This is a genomic window from Gemmatimonadaceae bacterium (assembly GCA_020846935.1).
GTDB lineage: Bacteria > Gemmatimonadota > Gemmatimonadetes > Gemmatimonadales > Gemmatimonadaceae > RBC101.
Genome location: JADLCY010000006.1, coordinates 16550 through 38430, shown reverse-complemented (window position 1 = coordinate 38430; position 21881 = coordinate 16550). Strand labels below are relative to the sequence as shown.

The 21881-nt window shown below is 68.3% G+C and carries 17 protein-coding genes and 1 tRNA gene; 6 read left to right on the top strand and 12 right to left on the bottom strand.

Annotated elements, in window-relative coordinates:
* Window positions 1–465, bottom strand: coding sequence for a vitamin K epoxide reductase family protein (locus IT361_07710; protein MCC6317561.1), 465 nt, complete (start codon window positions 463–465; stop codon window positions 1–3).
* Between the two features lie 71 nt (window positions 466–536).
* Complete coding sequence (locus IT361_07705) at window positions 537–1304, bottom strand: hypothetical protein (protein ID MCC6317560.1); 768 nt, start codon at window positions 1302–1304, stop codon at window positions 537–539.
* 444 nt (window positions 1305–1748) lie between these two features.
* On the opposite strand from IT361_07705, the gene IT361_07700 reads away from it, so the two are divergent.
* The 3 genes from IT361_07700 to IT361_07690 are packed head-to-tail and all read left to right on the top strand — an operon-like array spanning window position 1749 to window position 6639.
* Complete coding sequence (locus tag IT361_07700) at window positions 1749–2957, top strand: CoA transferase (protein MCC6317559.1); 1209 nt, start codon at window positions 1749–1751, stop codon at window positions 2955–2957.
* Window positions 2954–3730, top strand: coding sequence for an enoyl-CoA hydratase/isomerase family protein (locus tag IT361_07695; GenBank protein ID MCC6317558.1), 777 nt, complete (start codon window positions 2954–2956; stop codon window positions 3728–3730). Before IT361_07700 ends, IT361_07695 begins: the two co-directional genes overlap by 4 nt.
* A 32-nt stretch (window positions 3731–3762) precedes the next feature.
* Window positions 3763–6639 (top strand): FAD-binding protein, encoded by a 2877-nt coding sequence (locus IT361_07690; protein MCC6317557.1) that lies wholly within the window; start codon window positions 3763–3765, stop codon window positions 6637–6639.
* A gap of 190 nt (window positions 6640–6829) precedes the next feature.
* Here IT361_07690 and IT361_07685 read toward each other — a convergent pair whose 3' ends face one another.
* The 5 genes from IT361_07685 to IT361_07665 form a co-directional block, all read right to left on the bottom strand.
* Complete coding sequence (locus IT361_07685) at window positions 6830–8410, bottom strand: M20/M25/M40 family metallo-hydrolase (protein ID MCC6317556.1); 1581 nt, start codon at window positions 8408–8410, stop codon at window positions 6830–6832.
* Between the two features lie 154 nt (window positions 8411–8564).
* A complete protein-coding gene (locus tag IT361_07680) occupies window positions 8565–9851 on the bottom strand; it encodes an aminotransferase class V-fold PLP-dependent enzyme (GenBank protein MCC6317555.1) in 1287 nt (428 codons plus the stop codon).
* Between the two features lie 25 nt (window positions 9852–9876).
* Complete coding sequence (locus tag IT361_07675; GenBank protein ID MCC6317554.1) at window positions 9877–11619, bottom strand: DUF885 family protein; 1743 nt, start codon at window positions 11617–11619, stop codon at window positions 9877–9879.
* Between the two features lie 74 nt (window positions 11620–11693).
* Window positions 11694–12227 carry a hypothetical protein gene (locus IT361_07670; protein ID MCC6317553.1) on the bottom strand — a complete coding sequence of 178 codons (534 nt, stop codon included), beginning with the start codon at window positions 12225–12227 and terminating at the stop codon, window positions 11694–11696.
* Between the two features lie 197 nt (window positions 12228–12424).
* Window positions 12425–13444 carry a ring-cleaving dioxygenase gene (locus tag IT361_07665; GenBank protein ID MCC6317552.1) on the bottom strand — a complete coding sequence of 340 codons (1020 nt, stop codon included), beginning with the start codon at window positions 13442–13444 and terminating at the stop codon, window positions 12425–12427.
* Between the two features lie 301 nt (window positions 13445–13745).
* Here IT361_07665 and IT361_07660 point away from each other — a divergent pair, with 301 nt between their 5' ends.
* Window positions 13746–14510 carry a DUF481 domain-containing protein gene (locus IT361_07660; GenBank protein ID MCC6317551.1) on the top strand — a complete coding sequence of 255 codons (765 nt, stop codon included), beginning with the start codon at window positions 13746–13748 and terminating at the stop codon, window positions 14508–14510.
* A 627-nt stretch (window positions 14511–15137) separates the two neighbouring features.
* Window positions 15138–15515 carry a hypothetical protein gene (locus tag IT361_07655; protein MCC6317550.1) on the top strand — a complete coding sequence of 126 codons (378 nt, stop codon included), beginning with the start codon at window positions 15138–15140 and terminating at the stop codon, window positions 15513–15515.
* Between the two features lie 250 nt (window positions 15516–15765).
* Here the strand turns inward: IT361_07655 and IT361_07650 are convergent.
* From IT361_07650 to IT361_07630, 5 genes are all read right to left on the bottom strand, one after another.
* A tRNA-Pro gene (locus tag IT361_07650) sits at window positions 15766–15839 on the bottom strand.
* Between the two features lie 71 nt (window positions 15840–15910).
* Entirely contained in the window at window positions 15911–16714 is an 804-nt protein-coding gene (locus tag IT361_07645; GenBank protein MCC6317549.1) for a mycofactocin-coupled SDR family oxidoreductase, read from the bottom strand.
* Complete coding sequence (locus IT361_07640; protein MCC6317548.1) at window positions 16711–17247, bottom strand: hypothetical protein; 537 nt, start codon at window positions 17245–17247, stop codon at window positions 16711–16713. The genes IT361_07645 and IT361_07640 overlap by 4 nt, the downstream gene beginning before the upstream one ends.
* 153 nt (window positions 17248–17400) lie before the next feature.
* On the bottom strand, window positions 17401–18249 hold the full coding sequence (locus tag IT361_07635) for a response regulator transcription factor (protein ID MCC6317547.1): 849 nt from the start codon (window positions 18247–18249) through the stop codon (window positions 17401–17403).
* 73 nt (window positions 18250–18322) lie between these two features.
* Window positions 18323–20683 carry a histidine kinase gene (locus IT361_07630; GenBank protein MCC6317546.1) on the bottom strand — a complete coding sequence of 787 codons (2361 nt, stop codon included), beginning with the start codon at window positions 20681–20683 and terminating at the stop codon, window positions 18323–18325.
* A gap of 311 nt (window positions 20684–20994) precedes the next feature.
* On the opposite strand from IT361_07630, the gene IT361_07625 reads away from it, so the two are divergent.
* Complete coding sequence (locus IT361_07625; GenBank protein MCC6317545.1) at window positions 20995–21732, top strand: hypothetical protein; 738 nt, start codon at window positions 20995–20997, stop codon at window positions 21730–21732.
* The last annotated feature ends 149 nt before the right edge of the window (window positions 21733–21881 follow it).

Genomic DNA, 21881 nt, shown 5'->3' with positions numbered 1-21881 from the left:
CTACGCGGCGGCGCGGCGGAGTCGCTTCCGATCGAGCCAGGCGAGGACGAGGCAGGCGTGGATGGTGAGGAAGCTCTCCATGCACCAGATGCAGAAGATCTTCATGACCGCCCACTCGCCGTATTTGAGCCGCCAGGTGAAGACGATCGCGGCGACGGTGAGCACGAGAATGGCCGTCGTGAACGCGGGGTTGTCCTCATGGGTCGGCGTCGCGCCTATGAAGGCAACCGCACTCAGGATGCCGTAGCCGATCGCCCCGATCAGCGCGACATCCAGGCCGAGGAAGCTGCCCCAGGGCGAATACCACGCCTGCACGCAACCATGCCCGGGTCCACAGGCCGGAACGCCGAACGTTCCGATCTTCACCAGGTGCAGGTAGAGCGCCACGAGGCCCGCCACGAGGGCGAGCACGGCAATGGCCTGGCGGAAGATCGCGGGATTGGTCGGAGCGTCGTCGTTCGACATGGGCGTGCGTGGATTTTCGGAGCGGGGAGTTCAGGTCCCGACGACGAGGGACTCGACTGAGGAGACGCGCCCTATCGCGGCGTCGAGCTGTCGGAACTGAAGTTGCGTGGATCGGCCCAGCCGCGCAGGCCCGCGGCGCGCACTTCACGCCACCCATGGAACCGTGCGCCAAGCTCCACGGCCATGTTCGGCGTCACCACTCCAACGACGGGCGCCTTTCGATCGGCCCCGGAACGCACGTTGATGTAGGTCAACGCACGCGCCGGCGTCCAGCGCACCGTCGTCGGGAGTCCCGCGCCTGGTGGCAGGGGAATCGTGGCGACGGCCGGGGCAGTGGTGACGGCAACGGCCGCCGCCGGGATCGGGGCGACGGCCGAGTCGTCAGGCAGCGAGTCCACCGGCTCGGCGCCCGGGACGACGGTGTCGACGGCGGCGATGGTTGACGAAGGCGGCGGTGAGACGAGGACAGACTCCGACGCGGGCGCGGCCGGATCGGCCGGGCCGCCGCTCGCCGCGCGTCGGCCGTACCCCTGAAAGTAGACGAGCGCGGCAATGGCAACCGCGATGAGCCCGGCGATCGCGAAGATCCCGGTCCTGCTGAAGGACGGCGACGCCTCTGTCCCACACCATTTGCAGCCGCCGACGGATTTCGGGTAGTACGTGTCGCATTTCCGGCAATGCGACAGCGGCACCATCCCCCCGCGGTGATCGCGCAGAAAGAAGGCGTGGGTGCACCTGGGGCAGCGCGACGCGGCGAAGAGCGCCTTGGCTCCACAGGCGTCGCAGCGCACATACTGCAACGGATACCTCCGGCCGGTGTCGGGACGTGCGCACCACACGTGGCCGTCCGTGGGTCGGAAACTAGCGCCCGATCTGGGCCTCGGCAGGTGCACACCACGCACTGCTGCGCAGCGACGGCGCGGCACATCGCCGTGTGTGAGCCCGGACACGCTTTCCGGTCGTGAGCGCGCGCTCACGGGCAGCGGCGCGAGGCCCCGCTGGCGCCACGGGCGCGGGGCGGGCGCACCGTGATGAGTCCGATCCGTCGGCCTGCGTCCGCGAGTGGCTCAGCCGTCATCGCAAGCAGCGTCGCAAGCGACGCACGTTGAGTTGTCGTCCAGATTCGCTGCCGCGTGATCCCTGTAGTGTCCAGCGCGGAGAGGGTCACCCGACGCCAGGCCATTCAGGTCGCGCACCAGCGCGAGGCGACGACGCGACGGGTGTGGTTCACGCTCCCGCGCGTTGTACTGGACGCGACCCGGGGTCCCGGGCGATGATTCGCCATGCCCTCACCCCTCGACGGGGTTCGTGTCGTGGACCTCACGCAGGTCATGGCCGGCCCGTTCTGTACGATGCAGCTCGGTGACCTCGGGGCGGACGTGATCAAGGTCGAGCCACCGGGCACCGGCGACCTCGCACGATCGATGGGCGGCGCATCGATGCGGACGGCGGCGGGCGACAACGCGCCGTTCCTCGCCCTGAATCGGAACAAGCGCAGCATCGCCCTCGACCTCAAGGCGCCGGCCGATCACGCCACGTTCATGAGCCTCGTGCGCACGGCCGATGTGCTCGTCGAGAGCTTTCGCCCCGGCGTGACGAAGCGGCTCGGTGTAGACCATGAGGCGACGTCGGCCGTGAATCCGCGACTGATCTATTGCAGCATATCCGGCTTTGGGCAGACCGGTCCCTACGCGGATCGTCCTGGCTTTGATCTGATTGCGCAGGGCATGACGGGCGTCATGAGCGTCACCGGGGAACCGGGCAGCGCGCCCGTGAAGTGCGGCGTTCCGATCGCCGACCTGTCCGCGGGTCTGCTGGCGGTCACGGGCATCCTCGCCGCCTTGCACGCGCGTCACACGACGCAGCGCGGGCAACACGTGGAAACGTCACTCTACGACGCCGCCCTCGCGCTCACGGTCTGGGAGTCGACGGAGCTGTGGGCGACAGGCACCGCGCCCGGCCCGATGGGATCCGCGCACCGCCTGAGCGCTCCGTATCAGGCGTTCCGGACGCGCGACGGCTTCATCACGCTGGCCGCCCTGACGCAGTCGCAGTGGAGCTCGTTATGCACCGTGATCGACCGCGCCGATCTCGTCGACGACCCGCGGTTTCGCGACAATCCGGCCCGCATGGCGCATCGGGTCGCGCTGGTCACGGAGATCGAGGCGGCGCTCGCGCGCGACACCACGGCCGCGTGGGTTGACGCATTCCTCGCCACCGGTGTGCCCGCCGGCCCGATCCACGACCTGGCGCAGACGCTCGAAGATCCCCACACGCATGCCCGGCGCATGGTCGAGACCGTCCAGCATCCCGGTATCGGTTCCGTGCGTACGCTCGGCTTTCCCGTGAAGTTCAGCGACACGCCGCCGCGCGTTCGTCGCCCTCCACCGGCCCTGGGCGAACACGGCCACGAGGTTCGCCGCGAGCTCGGGCGTGAACCGTCAGGACCTGGCGACCGCGGCACAGGCGCAGCCTCCCCGGAGGACACATGACACCTGAAGGCAGGGTCCACGTCACCACCCGCGGTCCGGTTGCCACGATTCGTTTCGACCGGCCCACCGCACGCAACGCGATGACCTGGGCGATGTACGATGCGCTCGACGCCGCCCTCGACCGCATCGCGGAGGACGACTCGCTCCGTGTCCTTGTGTTGCGGGGCACGGGCAGCCACTTCGTTGCCGGGACCGACATTTCGCAGTTTGCCACCTTCCGGACGGGCAAGGACGGCGTGGCCTACGAGAAGCGCCTCGATGCCACCATCGCGCGCATCGACGACCTCAGGCTCGCGACCGTCGCGGCGATCCAGGGCTACGCGGTCGGTGGCGGCTTTGCCCTTGCCACCGCGTGCGACCTGAGGCTGTGCACGCCGGACGCGCAGTTCGGCGTGCCGATTGCCCGCACCGTGGGCAACTGCCTCTCGATGTCGAACCTGGCGCGGCTCGTGGCACACCTCGGCGCCGGCCGCACCCGCCACCTGCTGTTCACCGCGGAGTTCCTCACCGCGGCCGAGGCCCACGCGAGCGGCTTCATCCTCCCGCCCGTTGACCCGCGCGCCTTTGACTCGAGCCTTGCGAGGCTCTGCGCGCGACTCGCCGAACACGCCCCCATCACGCTGCAGGTCACGCGTACCGCCCTCACGCGCATCATCGCCACGATGACCCCCAAGGGCGACGACCTGGTGCGGCGCGCCTACGCGAGCCGCGACTTCCGCGAAGGGGTGAAGGCGTTCGTCGAGAAGCGTCCTCCGATGTGGCAGGGCGAGTGACCTCGGGTCTCGAAGCCGCGCTGCGCCGCGCGATGCGCGGCGAGGTCCGCTTTGACGAGTGGTCGCGGCACGTCTACGCCACCGACGCCAGCATCTACGCGATCGAGCCGATCGGCGTCGCCTGGCCGCGCGATGCCGACGACGTCGTCGCCGCCGTGCAGGTGGCGAACGACCACGGCGTGCCGATCCTCCCGCGCGGCGCGGGGACGAGCCTCGCGGGCCAGACCGTGGCGCACGCCATCGTGCTCGACACCTCGCGCCACATGCACGCGCTGCTCGAGCTCGACCCGACCACGCAGACGGCGCGCGTGCAGCCGGGGCTCGTGCAGGACGATCTCAATCGCGCCGCCGCGCGGCATGGCCTGCTGTTCGCGCCCGACACGTCGACCTCGAACCGCGCCACGCTCGGTGGCATGATCGGCAACAACTCGTGCGGTGCGCGCTCGGCGCGCTACGGCATGACGATCGATCACGTCATCGGGCTCGACGTCGTGCTCGCCGACGGCAGTCGCACGCGCCTGGAGGCCCTCGATGCCGATGCGCTGGCGCAACGTCAGCGCGGCGATTCCATGGACGCACGTCTCCATCGAGAGGTCGACCGACTCGTCAGGCAGCACGAGGTGAGCATCCGCCGCGATTTTCCTCCGTTCTGGCGCAAGTCCGGTGGCTATCGCCTCGAACGCATGCTGCCGGAGCGTGGGCCGTTCAACCTGGCGCACCTCGTCGCCGGCTCGGAAGGCACGCTCGCGTTTGTCGTCGAAGCCACGGTGCGGCTCGTGCCGCAGCCGCGCTTCGTGGTGGGCATCGCCGGCCACTTCACGGACGTGGAGCGTGCCATCGCCGCTGTCGATGACGCGCGCGCCGGCGACGCGGCGGCCATCGAACTGGTCGATCGCTTCATCCTCGACCTCGCCCGCCGATCTCCGCTGCATCGCGGGCTCGTCACGGTTCTGGACGGGGATCCGGGCGCCCTGCTCTGGCTCGAGTTCTACGGTGACACGCGCGACGCCGCCGTCAGCGCCGCGCGCCGCGTGGAGGCGCAGTGGCGCGCACACGGGCACGGGTACGCCGTCCTGCGCGCGGAGTCATCGGGAGAACTCGCCCGGTTTCGCGAACTGCGCAAGGCGGGGTTAGGCCTCCTGAGCGCGGCCGGCGAACACGGCGAACGTTCACTGGCGTTCGTCGAAGACACCGCGGTCGATCCGGTTCACCTCGCCGAGTACACGCGACGGTTCGCCGAGCTGCTCTCGCGCCACGGTCTTCGCGCCGGCTTCTATGGGCATGCGTCGGCAGGGTGCCTGCACATCCGTCCGTTCATGGACCTCACGCGGCCTGGAGCCGTCGACACCCTGCGCGCGGTCGCCGACGAAGTGTGCGACCTGGTCACGTCGTACGGCGGCATGAACAGCAGTGAACACGGCGATGGTCTGGTCAGGAGCGAGTTCAACCGGCGCATCTTTGGCGACGAGTTGTACGGGGCGATGCGGGAGGTGAAGCGGATCTTCGATCCGGCCGGGCGCTTCAACCCGGGCAAGAAGGTCGACGCCCCCGCGATGACCGAGCACCTGCGCGAGCCGGCGTTGCCGCGGGCACTGCCGCTGGCCACGCAGTTCCCGTTTGATGGCGAGGGCGGGATGCGGGCCGCCGCCAACCGATGCGCGCGCATCGGTGCGTGCCGCAAGTCCGACCAGGCGGGGCGCACCATGTGCCCATCGTTCATGGCGACGCGTGACGAGCGCCATTCGACCCGGGGCCGCGCCAACGCGCTCGTTCACGCGCTCTCCGCGGTCGATCCCGCCGCCGCGCTCGGTGATGCCGGCCTGCACGACGTGCTCGACCTGTGTCTCGCGTGCAAGGCGTGCCGCACGGAGTGCCCGCTGTCGGTCGACATGGCGACCCTCAAGGCCGAGTTCCTCTCACACTACCACAAGACGCACGGCACACCGCTCCGCACGCACCTGTTTGGCCACGTGCGCACGCTCAATCGGCTCGGCGCCGCGACGGCGCCCGTCTCCAACTGGCTCGCGCGCGCAGCGCCCGTTCGCGCGATCACAGAACGCCTCATCGGCATCGACCGTCGACGTTCCCTGCCCGTCTTCGAGCGCGAGACCGTTCCGCGCTGGTTCAGGCAGCGCCGCAAGCCGTCACGCCCGCCCGTGCGCGGCGCCGTGGTGTTTCTCGCCGACTCGTTCACGTCGTACACCGAGCCCGCGATCGGGCGCGCAGCGATCGAGCTGCTCGAACTCGCCGGCTGGGAGGTACAGCTTGCCGACGAGGTGTGTTGCGGGCGTTCGCTGATTTCGAGCGGTCTCCTGTCCGAAGCGCGCGCGGAGCACGAGTACCTGATCGCGACGCTCGGGCCCTCCGCGGCGGCGGGGGTGCCGATCGTGGGCTGTGAGCCGTCGTGCGTCTTCACGATGACCGACGAGCTTCCCCACCTCGCGCACCGTGGCGAGGCAGCCCTCGCGATCGCTCGTCAGGCACGGCTCGTCGACGACTTGCTCCTCGCGGCCATCGACGACGGCACGCTGGTGCTCGACCCTGGGGCGCCGGTGGCGAACCGCACCATCCTCTTTCACGGGCATTGCCACCAGAAGGCCGCCCTGGCCACGGCTGGCAGCATCGGCATCCTGCAGCGGATCCCTGGTGCGACGGTGCAGGTACTCGATGCGGGCTGCTGCGGCATGGCTGGCGCGTTCGGCTTTGAGGCGTCGCACTACGATCTGTCGCTGGCGATCGGCGACATGAGGCTGTTTCCCGCGGTGCGCGCGGCGCCACCGGACGCCCTCGTCGCGGCGACCGGTGTATCGTGCCGCCATCAGATCCTCGACGGCACCTCACGGCGTGCGCTGCATCCGGTGGAGATTCTGCGCGCGGCGGTACGCCCACGGCAGACGGTGGTACCCTAGCGCCTCCCCGTATCCGCGCGGCACGCGCCGCGCCGGACCCTGCCGGACCCGCCGGGCGCCGTCCCTGCACGATACCGAGCGGGAACGCACGCCAAGACGTCACCTGCCGACGCCGGCCATGCCCGCGCGTTGTTGATCCGCACAGCCGGAACCTGGCCAGGGGCCTGACGTTGCGAGCCGCTGGCGCCGCCTAACGCTGGAACGCTCGCGGCGCCGTACCGCAACGCGGCCACGCGCGTGCGCTGCCGTTCGGCAGCGACAGTCTCGCCTGGTCACGCGACGTCCGCTCACGATCCTCTGAGGCCGCGTATGCCAGCATCGCCGCCATCGTCGCATTCTGCCGCAGGTCGTCGAACACGATCTTGTCGTACGTGTCCCGGTTGGTGTGCCAGGTGTACTGGCGATACTCGGCGTACGGCGACTGCAGACGGAACGCCGGCGCACCGCGGCAGAGGAATGACGTGTGGTCGCTGCCGGAGTTGGCCTGCGGACCCGGCACCTGGAGCCTGACGCTGTCGGTCATCTCCCCGGGGAGCTGCGCCACCCACTTCGCGAGGTTGGCGCTGGCCTTGAGGAACCCTTGCCCCTCGAGGGTTTCGACGCGCCACGTGCCGTTGTCCTGGTTGAACACGACCTGAAGCCCGTCGACGACCTCCTTGTGGTCTTCCGCAAACGCGCGCGAGCCGATGGTCCCCTGCTCCTCGCCGCCCCAGTGGCCGGCCAGAATCGTGCGGCGGGGGTTGGGATACGTCTCCTTGAGGATGCGCATCGCCTCGAGCATGGTGAGCGTGCCCGTCCCGTTGTCCGTGGCGCCCGTGGCGCCGTGCCAGCTGTCGAGGTGCGCGGAGAGCAGCACGTATTCGTTAGGTAGCTCCGAGCCCTTGAGTTCGGCCACGACGTTGAACATCGGCACTTCCGCCGCCGTGGCCTGCGACTCCGCCGTGAACCGGACGCGGGGCCCCTGGCGGTTCGACGCCAGCCGATACAGCAGCCCGTAGTCTTCGCAGGAGAGATCGACCGACGGCGCCCGATCGTTGGTCGCGCCGAAGATCTTGTTCACGCCCCAGCCGTTCGACCACAGCAGTGTCCCCACACCGATCACGCCCGCTGAGTCCAGCCGCTGGTAGATGCTGCGCTGGCGCTGATCGGGAGGCACGGTCGCGGAGGCGAGGGCGTTCAGCCGCACGCCGGCGGTCCGTCGCAGGTCCGCACGCTGCGCGTTCAGCTTCTCGATCGTGGAGGCCCGGGCGTACCGCTCGAGTTCCTGGGGCGCGCGGCACATTGGTTCCGGCGCCGAGATCAGCACGAACTTGCCGCGGATCGTCTGGAGCCAGGCCGTGGCCGCCGCGGCATCGGCAAGGTCGGGGATCACGACGACATCGCCCTCGACGGCGCGGCCGGACGGTGTGCCCGGACTCCACGCCAGCAGCTCGACCTCGAGGTTCTGCACGCGCGGCGCGATCAGCTGCATGTGTACGGTGCCCTGCTGCCATCCACGCCAGGTGCCATACTGCTCACGGCGCACCGGGATTCCTAACGCCTGGTAGGTGCGCTCGAGCCACCCCACGGCGTTGCTGAAGCCCGGCGAACCCGAGAGGCGCGGGCCGATCGAGTCGATCAACACCTGCGCCAGTCGCTCGGCCTGCGACTGTTCGATCCCCACCTGCCACATGCGGCGGATGGTCGAGTCGTTGGAGCGGAACCCCTGGGACGACGCCGTCACCGGGAGGAGAGCAAGCGCGGCGACGGCCGCGCATCGAAGGAAACGCATCGGAGGATTGATGGAGAAAGAGAAACGGAACTTCGCGCGTGAGCTGCCCGACGTCCATGCACGACAGGCGCGCGTCGGCCGCGCCGTCCCACCAACCGCCACGAGATGCGCGCCCGCGCTCCGGGACGAGGCGGTGCGGCCCGGGAGCGTCAGACTAAACCCCCGTCGACAGATACCGACGCACCGTCGCCACCGTGCGATCGACGTCGGCCATCGTGTTGTACAGGTGTGGCGAGAAGCGCAGTCCGGGGCGATCCTGACCTCCGCGGACGGTGCACACGATGCGCTCCTTCTCCATCAGGGCCGCGCCGAGCTTGCGCGGATCGAGTGCACCCGGCCGCACCACCACGAGGGACGCCGAGCGATCGGGGGACCGATGCGTGTAGAGTGCCACGCCCGGGAGCCCGGACAGGCCTTCCATGAGCGCCTGGGCCAACTCGCGGATGCGCGCCTCGATGACCGACCGGCCGATCGCCTCGCGGAACCGCAACGCTTCGGCCAGCGCCACCAGCCGGACGTCGTCGCGCTGTCCCATGCCCTCCAGCTTGCGAGACACGCCGACCGCGCCCGCGTACACGCCAACGACGCTCGGCCAGATGCGATCCTGCGCGTCCGGGCGCACGTACAGGACGCCGCACTCCTTGGGTCCACACGGCCACTTGTGTGCCGAACCCGTGAAGAAGTCGGGTTGAATGCGCGACAGATCGATGTCCAGCCCACCAAACGTCTGCGCCGCATCGAGCAGGGTGAGCACACCTCGGGCGCGTGCCATGGCGCAGATCTCGGCGGCCGGGAAGAGATCGCCCGAGTTGCTGGTCAGGTGTGTGAACCCGATGAGTCGCGTGCGAGGGGTGATCGCCTGCCGGAACAGATCCACGTAGTACTCGGCCCCCGGGTGCGGCACCACGTGCGCGAGCGTCTTCACACGGAAGCCGAACCGCCTGGCCTTTTCCGTCCACGCCAACAGGTTGCTCGGGTGATTGTCGGAGAACACGATCACCTCGTCGTCGGGCCCGAGTGGCACGCCGCTCGACACCATGTTGTTGCCTTCGCTGGTGTTGCGCGTGATCACGATCGTCTCCGGCGCCACGCCAAGCATCGTGGCGAGGAGCGTACGCGCCGCTTCCCTGCCCTCCGACATGAGGTGAGCACGAACATCGGGTGACGGCCCCACCTCGTACCGGCGGTTCTGCCGATCGAGCGCCTCGAGCACCGGCAATGGCATCGGGCACAGGTTGGCGGCGTTGAGGAACGCCACGTCGTCGGGCACCAGGTACCGCGATCGGACCTGTTGCCAGAATCGCTCGTCAGGTCGGGCCGGCGTTTTCGGCAGCGGATCGGTGGAGTACGCCGTGGTTTCGAGCCCGTGCGCGTCCCGCGCGAGGAACGCGACCGACGACGAGAGGGTCAACAGTTCGGTGAAACGGCGACGGGAGAGCATCGGCAATGGACCGGTGGAGTGAGCGTCAGCGGGCCGGACGCGTCGGCGGGTTCTCGCCACCGTCGGCGATGAACTGCTTCATGCGTTCCTCGAGGACAGGAAGCGGCACGGAGCCCAGGGCAAGAATCGCGTCGTGAAACTTGCGCTGGTCAAACCGGTCGCCGAGCGCCGCCTCGGCCTCACGGCGGTGCCGGCGAATCTGCAGCTCTCCGAGCTTGTAGGCCAGCGCCTGGCCGGGCCAGGCGATGTAGCGTTCGACTTCCGTCGTGATCTCGTGTTCGGACAGCGCAGCATTCGCCCGAAGGTAGTCCATCGCCCGTTCGCGCGACCAGCCAAACTGGTGGATGCCAGTGTCGATCACCAGGCGGCTGGCCCGCCACATCTCGTACGTCAACCGGCCGAAGTCCTCGTACGGCGTCTCATAGATGTCCATGATGGTGCCGAGCCACTCCGTGTAGAGCCCCCAACCCTCGCCGTACCCCGAGAAGGAGGTCCCTCGACGGAACGCGGGACGCTCCGGCCCTTCCAGCGCGAGCGCGGCCTGGAACGAGTGACCGGGCGTGCACTCGTGCAGCGTCAGCGCGGCCAGCGTGTACAGCGGACGCGACGGCAAATCGTACGTGTTCATGAGGCACGTTTCGAGCCCGCCGCGCCCGCCCGTGTAGATCGGCGCGATGGCGTCCGGGACGGGCCGGATGCCGTGACGATAGCGCGGCAGAAAGCCGATCGTCTCGCGCAACTTCCAGTCTGCCTTCTTGGAGACGTAGGCGGAGTACGACAACAGCTCGCGGGGCGTCTTTGCGTAGAACTGCGGATCGGTTCGGAGGAACGTCATGAACGCGTCCATCGATCCCGTGAAGTTGGCGCGTCGCATCGTCTCGTCCATCTCCGAGCGGATGCGTGCAACTTCGCGCAGGCCGATTTCGTGAATCTCCTGGGGTGTGAGCCTGAGCGTGGTGAACTTGTCGATCATCGCCTGATAGTACGCCGGCCCGTCAGGAAGCCGGACCGCCGCGAGATCGACGCGCGCCCTGGGCAGGTATTCGTTGCGCATGAAGGCGAGCAGCTTTGCGTAGGCAGGCGCCACGACGTCCCTGATCACCGTGAGCGCCTCCGCGCGCATCGCCGACCGGTCTGCATCTGCGATGTTGGCCGGCATATCCCTCATGGGGATCCAGAGCGGATTGGTCGTGTCGCCCACGACGTACGGCTCGATGGTGCGATCGCGGCCCAGCACCGCCACACGCGGCACGGTGAACCCGCGCGCGAGGCCGGCACGCATGTTGGCCACCTGCTCGTCGAAATGCCGCGGAACGTCACGGAGGCGGGCGATGTAGTTGCGGTATGCTTCGCGCGTCCCCAGGCCCTGTCGCGGTGTGAAGTCCGTCCAGAAGAACGTGTCGCTGTTGAACGGCGCCTCGTACGTCCGAAAGCGCACCTCGTTGGCCAGGGCACGAAGCGAGGTGCCGAAGACCTGCGCGTTGACCCGCTCCTCCGGCGAGAGCTGAGCGAGCGGGATGCTGTCGAGCGTCGCGAGCACGCGCGTCCAGTAGGCCAGCCGGGACTGCTGCGTCGCCGGATCCACACGGGCGAACGCGGTAGTCTCCTTCAGCTCACGTTCGCGCCAGTTCCACTCCTCCGTGTACAGCGCCTTGAGCCGAGCGTCAGCCGCGCTCTGCGCCGCAGCGGCAGTGGACAGCACGGCCAGCGACAGCGCCGGCAGGAACAGTCCAGGCGCGAATGCGCGCCTTCCCGTGCATGACATCATGGAACGCTCCCGAATCGCAACAGTTGCGGTTCGAAATACGCCCCGGTCACGCGGGCGGCAACCCCAGGGTCGCGCTACCGTCGCGACACGATCTCGGTCACTTTGCGCGCGAAGTCCGCCTCGAAGTAGCCGCGAGACGTGCAGAGCACGTAACCATCGCCCGTCCCGGCGGGATCCAGCGCACCACCGATGATCGCGATGTTCACTTCGGTCGTGTCGCCGCGCGGGGGAGACAGCCAGGCCGCCGTGGAGATCGTGACGCGGTACATGTCGGCGTAGTTCCCCGAGAACCCGCGCCCGCAGTCGAGGAAGCGTGACAGCGGTGTCTTGCCCATGCGTCGTGACAGCGTCACGCGCCGGTTGGGCAGCCGTCCGACCGCGGGATCGATCGCCTCGACCGGGAGCTGAAAGAAGGCATACGCCGAGTCGATGGCCTTGAGGATCGCCTCGGTGTTGCCGATCACCCGCTTGCGCTCGGCAATGGAGTCGAGCAGGACGACGCCCGGGATGCCGGGAACCTGCACTCTGATGTTCGGTCCCTGTCCCTCAACGGGTGCCGCCAGCGTAAGGCAGGTGCCGGCAATCCACCACACCTGGTTCCGCGTCATCGTCGCTCCTCGTCAGGGTGATCGGTCCGGCGGGCAGTGTGTCGTTGCCGCTGGCGTGCCATCTCGCGCCCCGGATCACGAACATCATTGCGCCGTGAACTCGGCGCGCATCACAGCCATGGACAACTACAAGTGTGTTGCAACGACTGCAGCCGCCATCCGGTGTCACCTGATCTACAGCGCGTGACCTCGCATCGTCAAGGCTGCGGGTCGTCGCCTGAGTCGTTGCGCTCGCCGAATGCGCTCGTGTCCGCCGACGGAGGGGCGCTCCATTCCAGCGGGGGGAGCGCCGCCTCGATCTCTGGGCGCAGCGGCTCGTACTGCGCTGGGAGCCGCAGGTGGTCCCCCAGTTGTTCCGGCGATTCGTCCACCGTGAAGCCGGGCGGGACCGTCGCGATCTCGCACAGCACGCCGCCCGGCTCGCGAAAGTAGACCGACCGGAAGTACTTGCGATCGAGGACCGGCGTTGGCCTGAGCCCGGCCTGCCTGACGACATCGCGCAGCGTGAGCTGCGTGCCGTCGTCGGTGACGGAGAACGCGACGTGGTGGACGGTGCCCGTGCCCTCTGCACCCTTGAGGAATCCCCCGACGTTGCGCACGTCGACGATCGTGCCCGGGCCACCTTCGCCCGTCTCGTATCGCTGCGTGGTCTCGTCACCTGACGCCTCGCGAAAGCCGAGCACGTTCTTCAGCACGTGATCTGTCGGTGCGGTGTGCTCCATCCAGAGCGTTACCCCGTGCAGCCCACGAATCGCGTGGTCGCGGTCGATGCCGGGCGTTTCGTGCCATGTCCGTCGCGCCTCGGCGCGCGCGTGCCCAACGATTTCGAGCATCAGTCCATCGCGATCGCGGAACGAGAGAACCTTTTCCGCGCCGGCACCGAGCCGCCTTGTCGCCGGCCCCGTGAACGGAACGCCAAAGCGGATCAGGCGCTCGATCCAGAACCCGATGGCGCTGGGCAGAACGGAAAAACCGACCGTGGCCACCTGGCCCGTGCCTTGACGGCCGCGCGCGGCCCACGGCATCGGGAAGAACGTGATGAGGCTCCCCGGTGTGCCCTCGACATCGCCGAAGTACAGGTGGTACATCGACGGATCGTCAAAGTTGACCGTTCGCTTCGCGAGGCGAAGGCCGAGCATGCCCGCATGGAACTCAATCGTTCCGCGTGGGTCGGCCGAGACGACGGTGACGTGATGGAGGCCGCGGATGGGAGGCATGGTGGCGTGCAGCATGAAACAGAGGGAATGTGCGTGACGGAGCCGCGCGCGGCGACCCGGTGCGCGCCGACACGGTTGGGCCATGCCGGCGAGGCGCTCGTCGCTTATCCTGTGTGCTGGCCGGTGCGGGCAGCGCTCGCTGCGGGTCCGCACGTGCAGCGCTGTTGGCGGGCCCTGTTGCGCGCCTCGCTCTCCGCGGGCGGGCGTCAGAGGCGCTACCGGGCACCACCGTCGCTCGCGTGCTCCTCAATGCTGGGGGCTCGAGCCCACATGCGTTGTGAACTCCCTCAACCCAAGGAACATGTCCAGATACGTTCGCTCCGCGGTTATCGCGTCCCTGGCCGTCTGTTGTGCGACCCATGGCGCGCTCGCGCAGACGGGTACGTGGAGCGGGCGCGCCGAGGCCAACACCAGTGTGCTCTTTGGTGCGGCGCACGGGCGCCTCATCGCCTTTTCGCTCGCGACCAATCGGGCCGACAGCACCCTCGACGTGCGCAGCGAAGCAACGTTCAGCTATGCCGACGCACGGGCGAACGACGAGGACCGGAGCCGCGTGAGCGCGCGAGCCTCGCGGCTCTCCGTTGCCATGGACTACAACCCCTTCGGTCGCCTGAGTCCATTCGTGTTCGGCAGCCTCGAGTCCAGCCTGCAGCAACGCATTCGCCAGCGTGGGTCAGCGGGCGTGGGCGGCAAGCTCACCTTCGTGAAGCGCGGACCTGACGAGGTGAGTCTGAGCCTGGCGCTCCTCGCCGAGCGTACGCGTGCGCTCGATCCGGCGCCGGGGACCCCGTCGTCATTCTCGCGGACCCGCTGGTCGACCCGCGTGCGTGCCTCGCGACAGCTCACGCCGGCGCTTCATTTTTCGCACACGACGCTGTACCAACCGACGGTTGATGCGCCGTCACGGTATACCGCGTCCACCAGTACTGCATTCGCGGTATCCGTGACGCGGCAGGTGTCGCTGACGGTGACTCTGCGGGACGCCTACGACAGCGAGGCAGTGCGACGTGGGGCGCGGAGCAACCATGACGGACAGTTCTTGTTTGGCGCGCGCACGACGTTCTGAGCGCAGGGTGCGCGCCGGGCGCCACCCAGGCGGTCGCCACAGCCCGTGCCATCCTCAGGCCGTCGGCGACATTGGAGGGCCAAGCGGTGCCAGGGGGATGCGTCATGCGCAGCGTCCATGTGATCGAACTCGACGAGAAGGTGCGTGGGGTACGACGGTTCGCCAAGGCGAATCCCGACTCGTGCGCCGACAAACCGTGCCCGGACGCCCCCCGTTCGTCCCCGCGCCGTCGTCTCAGACTCCCTACGAGGAGCGTCTCGGCGCCCTGGGGCTGCAGCCGCTCCGTAGGCCAACGCGGACGTTACCGCCCGCGAGCATCGTCTCCGGTGACCCTGCGCTCGACGCATGTCTTCCTTGCATGCGAACGGCCAGTTCGCATCGGAAGATCAGGTTCCCAACAACGCCCGAGGGAACCGGGGCAGCCCAACTGGTGAAAACGAACCCACGCAACCGGGGTGTCTCCAAGCCAAAGCCAGGAGTGATACAGTGGCTGCTTGATTCTGACCCCTCGATTCGCTGGCAGGCGATGCAGGATCTGACCGATACACCGACCGAGCAGGTCGCTGCCGAGCGTGCCCGGGTCGCAACCTGCTCGCGTATGAGGGAGCGGGCGGGGGCACGCCGAAGGTGACCGAGGGCCTCCTGCGCGGCCAGGAGTATCTCCTCGAGCGCCGCCTCTTTCGACGGCGGTCGACCGGCGCAGCCATCGAAGATCGTAAGGCTCGCGGCGCCAATTGGACGCGATTCGCGTTCCCGGCCTGGTGGCACTACGACCTGCTGCGGGGACTCGAGTATCTGCGACGCGCCGAGGTCGCACCCGACGGCCGCGTGGCCGAGGCGATCGGCGTGGTCGAATCCAAGCGCGACAGCGACGGTCGGTGGCCGCTCGAGGTTCGGCATCGTGGCCAGATATCGGTCGACATCGCCGAGGTGGAGGGCCGACCGAGTCGGTGGACCACTCTCCGCGCCTTGCGCGTGTTGGACTGGTATTCGGCACGCGACTGACGCGAGCTCCACGTGAGGTGCGTGGGTCCGGCGTTTCGTCGCAAGCGAATCCGGGGGCGCGTCCCGACCAAGCGCGCCTGACGTCCGCAGCACGTCTTCGCCCTCGCCGAGCGATGCTCCCAGCACAAGTAACGCATCCACGCTGCCAGCACGGCATTTGACCGTAAGCCGCGCCCGAAGCAAGCGGCGTCGACCAATTCCCACCGTCCCCAAACGCAAGAGAGCGGCCCTTGGGCCGCTCTCTTGCGAATCGGGACGGCGGGATTTGAACCCGCGACCCCCTGAACCCCATTCAGGTGCGCTACCGGACTGCGCTACGTCCCGTCACAACCGGACGCGAAACGTAACCCCCCGCCATTCCCGAAGGTAGCGCCTTCACTCCCCCAGCCGCCCTCTCAACGGCTCAGCAGCCCCGCGTCCACCACGAACTGCGTCCCGGTCACGTACCGCGCCTCCGACGACGCCAGAAAGAGCACGGCCGCCGCCACGTCCTCCGGCTCCACCCACGGCACCGGCAACAGGTTCCCCGCCGAACGCTCGGCCACCTCGCGCGGCGTCAGGCCCTCCAGGGCCGCGAGGCCGTCGTTCATCGGAGTGTTCACGCCCGTGGGATGCACGGAGTTCACGCGGATGCCGTGCGGCGCCAGCTCGATCGCCCACGACTTGGTGAGCCCCGTGAGCGCCCACTTGGACGCGGCATAGTGGCTCAGTCCGCCCATCCCGCGCAGGCCGGCAATCGACGAATTGTTGATGATCACCCCGCGCTGCTGTGCGATCATCACGGAAATGACGCGCCGGGCGACGAGCCACGCACCCTTGACATTGATGTCCATCATCGCGTCCCACTCGCCTTCACCGAGTTCGTGGGCGAGTCCGTACGCGCAGATGCCGGCGTTGTTGAACAGCACGTCGATGCGCCCGAACGCGGCGACGGTCGCCTGCACCGCCGCGGTCACGGCCGCGTCGTCGCGCACATCGCCCACGAACGTCAACGCCTCGCTCCCGCTTGCCCGCACGGCCGCTTCCAGCGACGACAGGTCGTCCGCCGAGCCTAACGCGTAGCCGGGATAGGCCAGCGGACGCGCGACGTCCAGGGCCACGACGCGGGCGCCCTCGCGTGCGAAGGCGAGCGCCGTCGCTCGCCCCTGTCCATGCGCCGCCCCGGTGATGAACACCACCTGCCCGTCGAATCGCTTCATGATGCCCGCCGACGATAGGGTTCGAGGTAGCCGTCGAGCGGCACGTCGAGTGCGTTGACCATCACGTTCGTGGCCACCATCAACGCGCCGAACGCGGTGAGGGCCACGAGTTCCTCATCCGAGAAGAGCGCACGCACCGGCCCGAACGTTGCCTCGGGCACGAAGAACGGCGAGGCCGACAGGCGCCGACCATACGCCACCACCGCGCGCTCCCGGTCGTCGAGCACGAGCGCATCGGGATCGTCCCCGGCTTCGATCAACAGACGCCGGAAGAACGTGCTGCAGATCAGGCAATCGGTCGACGCGGAGATCGCGTGCGCAAAGATGGTCGTCAGTCGCTCGCCGAGAAACGGCCGCACGGTGTCGCGCAGATCATACCAGGTCATGAGCGCGCGAAAGGCCGGCACGGACTGCAGCATCGTGCGCTTGAGGTTGGTCATCGTGGCCACGCGCTCGTGGTCGGCGGCCGCGGCCCGTTGTGCCGGGGTCGCGGACTCGACGTTGACCTGCGGGACTCGGACGTGTGGTGTCATGGCCGTCATGGTGGGCGACGAGCAAGCGCAGGTTCGTTGTCTGCGCATGCGCGGGAGGTCGCACGCAAACTACCAGCGCCAGACCACCGGACAGAAGCGCAAACGGGTACGCGGCCTGCGCCGCGTACCCGTCCCTGCACCTGGTACACCAGGTCACGCCAGGCGCTGCATCCGCGTGTGCAGGTGTTCGCGGTACGTCCGGCTCAGCTTGAGCTGACGGCCGTCCCGCAGGATCACCACGTAGTCCCCGGCAAACCACGGCTGCAGCTCACGAATGCGGTCGAGGTTCACGATCACTGCCCGATGGATGCGCACGAACATCGAGGGATCCAGCTGCGACTCCACGCGCTGCATGGTCTCCCGGATCAGGTGCGAGACCTTGCCCGTATGGATGCGCACGTAGTTCCCCGAGGCCTCGAACCAATCGACATCGGTGACCTTCACGAAGAACACGCGACCATCGTGCTTCACCATGAGACGATCGACGAAGCGATGCCGCGGCGACGACGCGGCCCCGCCCTGGTGCGCGACGAGCGTGGGGGGAGCGCCGGCCCCCGCCGTCGCCGCGACCCCGCCCTCGCCCAGCACCTGTTCGAGCAGCGCCTTGATGCGACGACCCTGCTCGGCGGACGACACCTGCTCGAGGTGCAGCCGTGCACGCTGAAACGCGGCCTTGAACCGTTCGCCATCGAATGGTTTGAGCAGGTAGTCGATGGCGTGGACATCGAACGCCCGAACGGCGTACTCGTTGTACGCGGTGACGAAAATCGTGGCCGGCATGTGGTCGACGCCGAGGGCGTCGACCACGCCAAACCCGTCCACGTCGGGCATCTGCACGTCGAGCAACACCAGGTCCGGACGGTCGCGCTGGATGGTTTCGATCGCCTCGCGACCGCTCCCGACGTCCGCGACCACCTCGACATCGTCTTCGAGCCGCAGGAGTCGGCGCAGGCGTCGCCGGGCGATGGGCTCGTCATCCACAATCAACACACGAACTGGCATAGGCTGGTGGGGCTGAAGGGTTTGGGATCCTGCGGGACCTGCACCACCCGGAGTGCGCGACGGAGCCGATCGCTCACCCGGCCTGCAACAGCACCTCCGACGGCTCCTCGACCTCATCCGTGGCACGCGCGGCGTCATCGCCGATCATGAGCATCACGCTCGTCGTATCGGGAACGAGGACGGATACCATGCTCCCGGCGTGCTCCACCGCGCGTTCGGCGACGCCGTGCTTGTGCCACCATGCGTGGGACACGCCAGACCGCACGATGCCCTCTGCCACGGCGCGAATCGTGACCTGCGTGTACCCGGACACGCGCGCGACGTCGATGTCCACGAGCAGCGGGGCCTCGGGCGCCAGCCATACGTTCGCCAGCAGTTCGTCGACCATCGCGCAGATCAGGCGGCTTGGCACCGCATCGTCACGGGCGTGCACATCGACGCGCTGTCGCAGGCGCACTCCGGTGCGCACGCCGAGCCCGTGCGCTTCGATGCAAGCGCTCACCAGTTCCAGTTCGCGCGCCATCGAGGTTGTCCCGTGTCTGCCGATGTCCAGCGTGAGCCGCAACGTGTCGGCGAGGCGCGCGATCAGTCGCTCGGCGCGATCGACGTCGTCATGCACCAGCCGCTCCAGGTACTCGAGCGTCGCGAGGACGAACTCGGGTCGCAGCTGCACCCGCAGGGCCTGAAACCGCGACCGCGCGATCGACGCGGTCAGGCGGGCCGTTTCGATCTCGCGCACGCGGAACCAGGCGACAAAGTCCCGCGAGTGGGACCAGGCGAGGAACGCGAGGTAGATGAAGAAGTCTCCGGTGAGCGGATTCAGATTGAGGTATGACAACATGGGCATCGTCGACAACCCGACGACCCGCAGCAGGAGCAGGTGCGCAAAGCCACATCCCAACGCCGCGGCGACATGAATCGGCAGGACGCGAGGCCAGTTGTCGGGCGTAAAGCGAAACCGCTGGGCCAGCCACAGCACGGGAAGCGACATCACGAGCCACGCCGCCGAGCCACCGAGCTGCAGCAACGCCGTCGACCAGAGGCTCATGGGCTCCGTGGTCGGGCGCAGTCGGTCGAACACCATCAATTGGTTGGTCCAGAAGACGGCGAGCAGGAGCCAGATCCCGGCGATGCCGAGCCACACGCGCAACGACAGCGCCGGCGACGGCCACTCGACGCCGTGACTCCCATCTGATGGATCGGGCGCACGCGTCTCACGACTCGGCGCCGCATCGCCAGTTGCAGGTGACTTCGCGCCGTCGGTCACCGCGGTCGAGGCGAACTCGCCCGTCCGCCAAGTCGAGATCTCGTCGATCGACGGCCACTCCGCTAAAGCGGGTTCGGATCCGACCGTCGTGTCCACGCGGAACGGCACCTCGAACTCCACGATCGCGCCGCCGCCCGGTCGCTCGCGCAACTGCAATGCGTGATCGGTCCCGTACAACTGTCGCAGCCGATCAACGACGTTCCGGAGTCCGATCCCGCTGCGTGCCTCACGAGGGGACGCCGAGAGTCCCACGCCATCGTCTTCAACGGTCACGCGCAGGCGCTCCCCGACCCGACGCGCCGTGATCAGGATGCGCCCGGGCGCCTGACGCACCGACACGCCGTGGCGAATCGCGTTCTCCACCAACGGCTGCAGGATCAGGTGCGGCACCCGTGCATGGCGCACCTCGTCAGGCAGGTCCACATCGACGGTGAGCCAATTGGAGAAGCGGGTGCGCTGGATGTCGAGGTACGGCTCGAGCGCCGACAGTTCGTCCGCCAGCGTGACCTCGTCCTGGCCGTAGCGTTCGAGCGAGATCGCCAGCAGCGCCCGCAGGCGTTGCAGCATGCGCTCGGCCGCCGCGGGGGCTTCGTGCGCCAGCTCGGCGATCGTGTTGAGCGCGTTGAACAGGAAGTGTGGCTGGAGCTGTGATTCGAGGTACTGCAGCTGTGCGCGCGCGAGCTGCGTTTCGAGGAGGTCGGCGCGCATGGTGCGATCGGCATATCGGCGGCGCAGGTCGAGCGCGCGGCCGATCACGACGAGGGTGATGTAGATGAAGAGCCACACATCGAACCAGTACGTCAGCGCCGACCAGTATGGATCTCTCGGAAAGTCGGAAAAGGCGACGATGGCCTCGCGGCGTACCCACTGCAGGCTCGCCGCGAGGATGAGCGCGGAGGCCGCATGCCCGACGATCGAGAGCGGCCAGCCCACGCGCGACGGGGAGAGCGTGCGCGCGAGGCGAAACACCAGCGGCGTGAACAGCGCCCACGTCCACGCGAGGATCAGCGCGCTGGGCAGGGTCCAGTGGTAGGCCTCCGAGGGCACCGTGTTGGCGGCCGTCCACAGGATGCCATGCACGAGCCCGTACAGCGTCCACGCCGCGAAGGCGTGGAGCCACAGGGAACGTGGCCGCTCGATTGCCACGGCAAGACGGCTTGCCCTCATACGATGCCTGACCGATGGGGAGGCGCCCCGGCGATCGCTCGCCAGCGCCGTTCGGTGGAACTTGTCGGCCTCTGGCGTCGAACCCAAGGAATCCGGGACCAGTCGTGAGAGGGGTGCCGTGAGTCGCGGTGCACCGATCGGTCGGTACCCGCGTTTGGACCACCCCTCTCTCCCAATGGTTGCAGCGCGGATCGGCACTTGACGGAGCCTGCCGGACGGCTCGTCCGCCGCAGCGCTTCGGCCGTCACCGACCGCTGGCGGGATCCTCGGCGCACCCGAGATTGCGACCTCGTCCACCGGACTCAGCGACCATGACTCTCCTCCGTTCGCTCTTCCTTGCGTTCACGTTGTCATGCCTCGGCTCCCCCACGGCGCCGGGGCTCGACATCCCGCTTGGGCCTGGGCGCCGGGTTCTGTTCATCGGCAACAGCCTCACCTACGTGAACGACCTGCCGAGTGTCGTGGTCGCGATCGCCCGCGCGGCCGGAGATACGGTCGAAGCTCGAACGGTCGCGTTCCCGGACTTTGCGCTCGAGGACCACTGGAACGAAGGGACGGCGCGTCGCGCACTGCGGGCCGCCGCGTGGGACTTTGTGGTGATGCAGCAAGGGCCATCGTCCCTCCCGGACAACCAGGCGTTCCTGCGGACGTGGACAGAGCGGTTCGCACCCGAAATCCGCGCGGCGGGGGCGACGCCGGCGCTCTACATGGTGTGGCCATCGCTCGCGCGTCAGGGGGACTGGCCCGGCGTCCGGGCGGCCTACAAGAATGCAGCCACTTCTGTTCAGGGGATCTTTCTCCCGGCCGGGGAGGCCTGGCGGCTCGGCCTTTCGCGCAACGCGTCGCTCGCCGTCTACGGAGCCGACGGGTTTCATCCGTCGCCGACGGGAACCATCCTTGCGGGCCTCGTCATCTACGAGCGCCTGTCCGGCCGAAACATCACCACCATTCCGTTCGCCGACGGCTTTGGCGGCCTGAGTCGCGCCGCGTGGCAGGAACTTCAGCTGCTTGCCCACGAAACCGTCGAAGCCGAAAAGGCCGCTCCGTAAACGCTCGCTGGTGGCGGGCGCCGACTCCGCACCACGAGACGCGTGATTTGCCGAGCTGAATGGTGGCGTGGCCAGCACGTGAGCCCTCTGAGGACCCGAGGTGCTTACCGTGTGAGGGAAAGGTCGACCGAAGAGATTCCCTAGGGTCC

Coding starts and splice junctions, on each gene's coding strand:
- IT361_07670 (MCC6317553.1), bottom strand. CDS start 12,227: ATGACGCGGAACCAGGTGTGGTGGATTGCCGGCACCTGCCTTACGCTG.
- IT361_07695 (MCC6317558.1), top strand. CDS start 2,954: ATGACACCTGAAGGCAGGGTCCACGTCACCACCCGCGGTCCGGTTGCC.
- IT361_07625 (MCC6317545.1), top strand. CDS start 20,995: ATGACTCTCCTCCGTTCGCTCTTCCTTGCGTTCACGTTGTCATGCCTC.
- IT361_07710 (MCC6317561.1), bottom strand. CDS start 465: ATGTCGAACGACGACGCTCCGACCAATCCCGCGATCTTCCGCCAGGCC.
- IT361_07675 (MCC6317554.1), bottom strand. CDS start 11,619: ATGATGTCATGCACGGGAAGGCGCGCATTCGCGCCTGGACTGTTCCTG.
- IT361_07635 (MCC6317547.1), bottom strand. CDS start 18,249: ATGCCAGTTCGTGTGTTGATTGTGGATGACGAGCCCATCGCCCGGCGA.
- IT361_07640 (MCC6317548.1), bottom strand. CDS start 17,247: ATGACACCACACGTCCGAGTCCCGCAGGTCAACGTCGAGTCCGCGACC.
- IT361_07630 (MCC6317546.1), bottom strand. CDS start 20,683: ATGAGGGCAAGCCGTCTTGCCGTGGCAATCGAGCGGCCACGTTCCCTG.
- IT361_07680 (MCC6317555.1), bottom strand. CDS start 9,851: ATGCTCTCCCGTCGCCGTTTCACCGAACTGTTGACCCTCTCGTCGTCG.
- IT361_07645 (MCC6317549.1), bottom strand. CDS start 16,714: ATGAAGCGATTCGACGGGCAGGTGGTGTTCATCACCGGGGCGGCGCAT.
- IT361_07665 (MCC6317552.1), bottom strand. CDS start 13,444: ATGCCTCCCATCCGCGGCCTCCATCACGTCACCGTCGTCTCGGCCGAC.
- IT361_07690 (MCC6317557.1), top strand. CDS start 3,763: ATGCGCGGCGAGGTCCGCTTTGACGAGTGGTCGCGGCACGTCTACGCC.
- IT361_07660 (MCC6317551.1), top strand. CDS start 13,746: ATGTCCAGATACGTTCGCTCCGCGGTTATCGCGTCCCTGGCCGTCTGT.
- IT361_07700 (MCC6317559.1), top strand. CDS start 1,749: ATGCCCTCACCCCTCGACGGGGTTCGTGTCGTGGACCTCACGCAGGTC.
- IT361_07685 (MCC6317556.1), bottom strand. CDS start 8,410: ATGCGTTTCCTTCGATGCGCGGCCGTCGCCGCGCTTGCTCTCCTCCCG.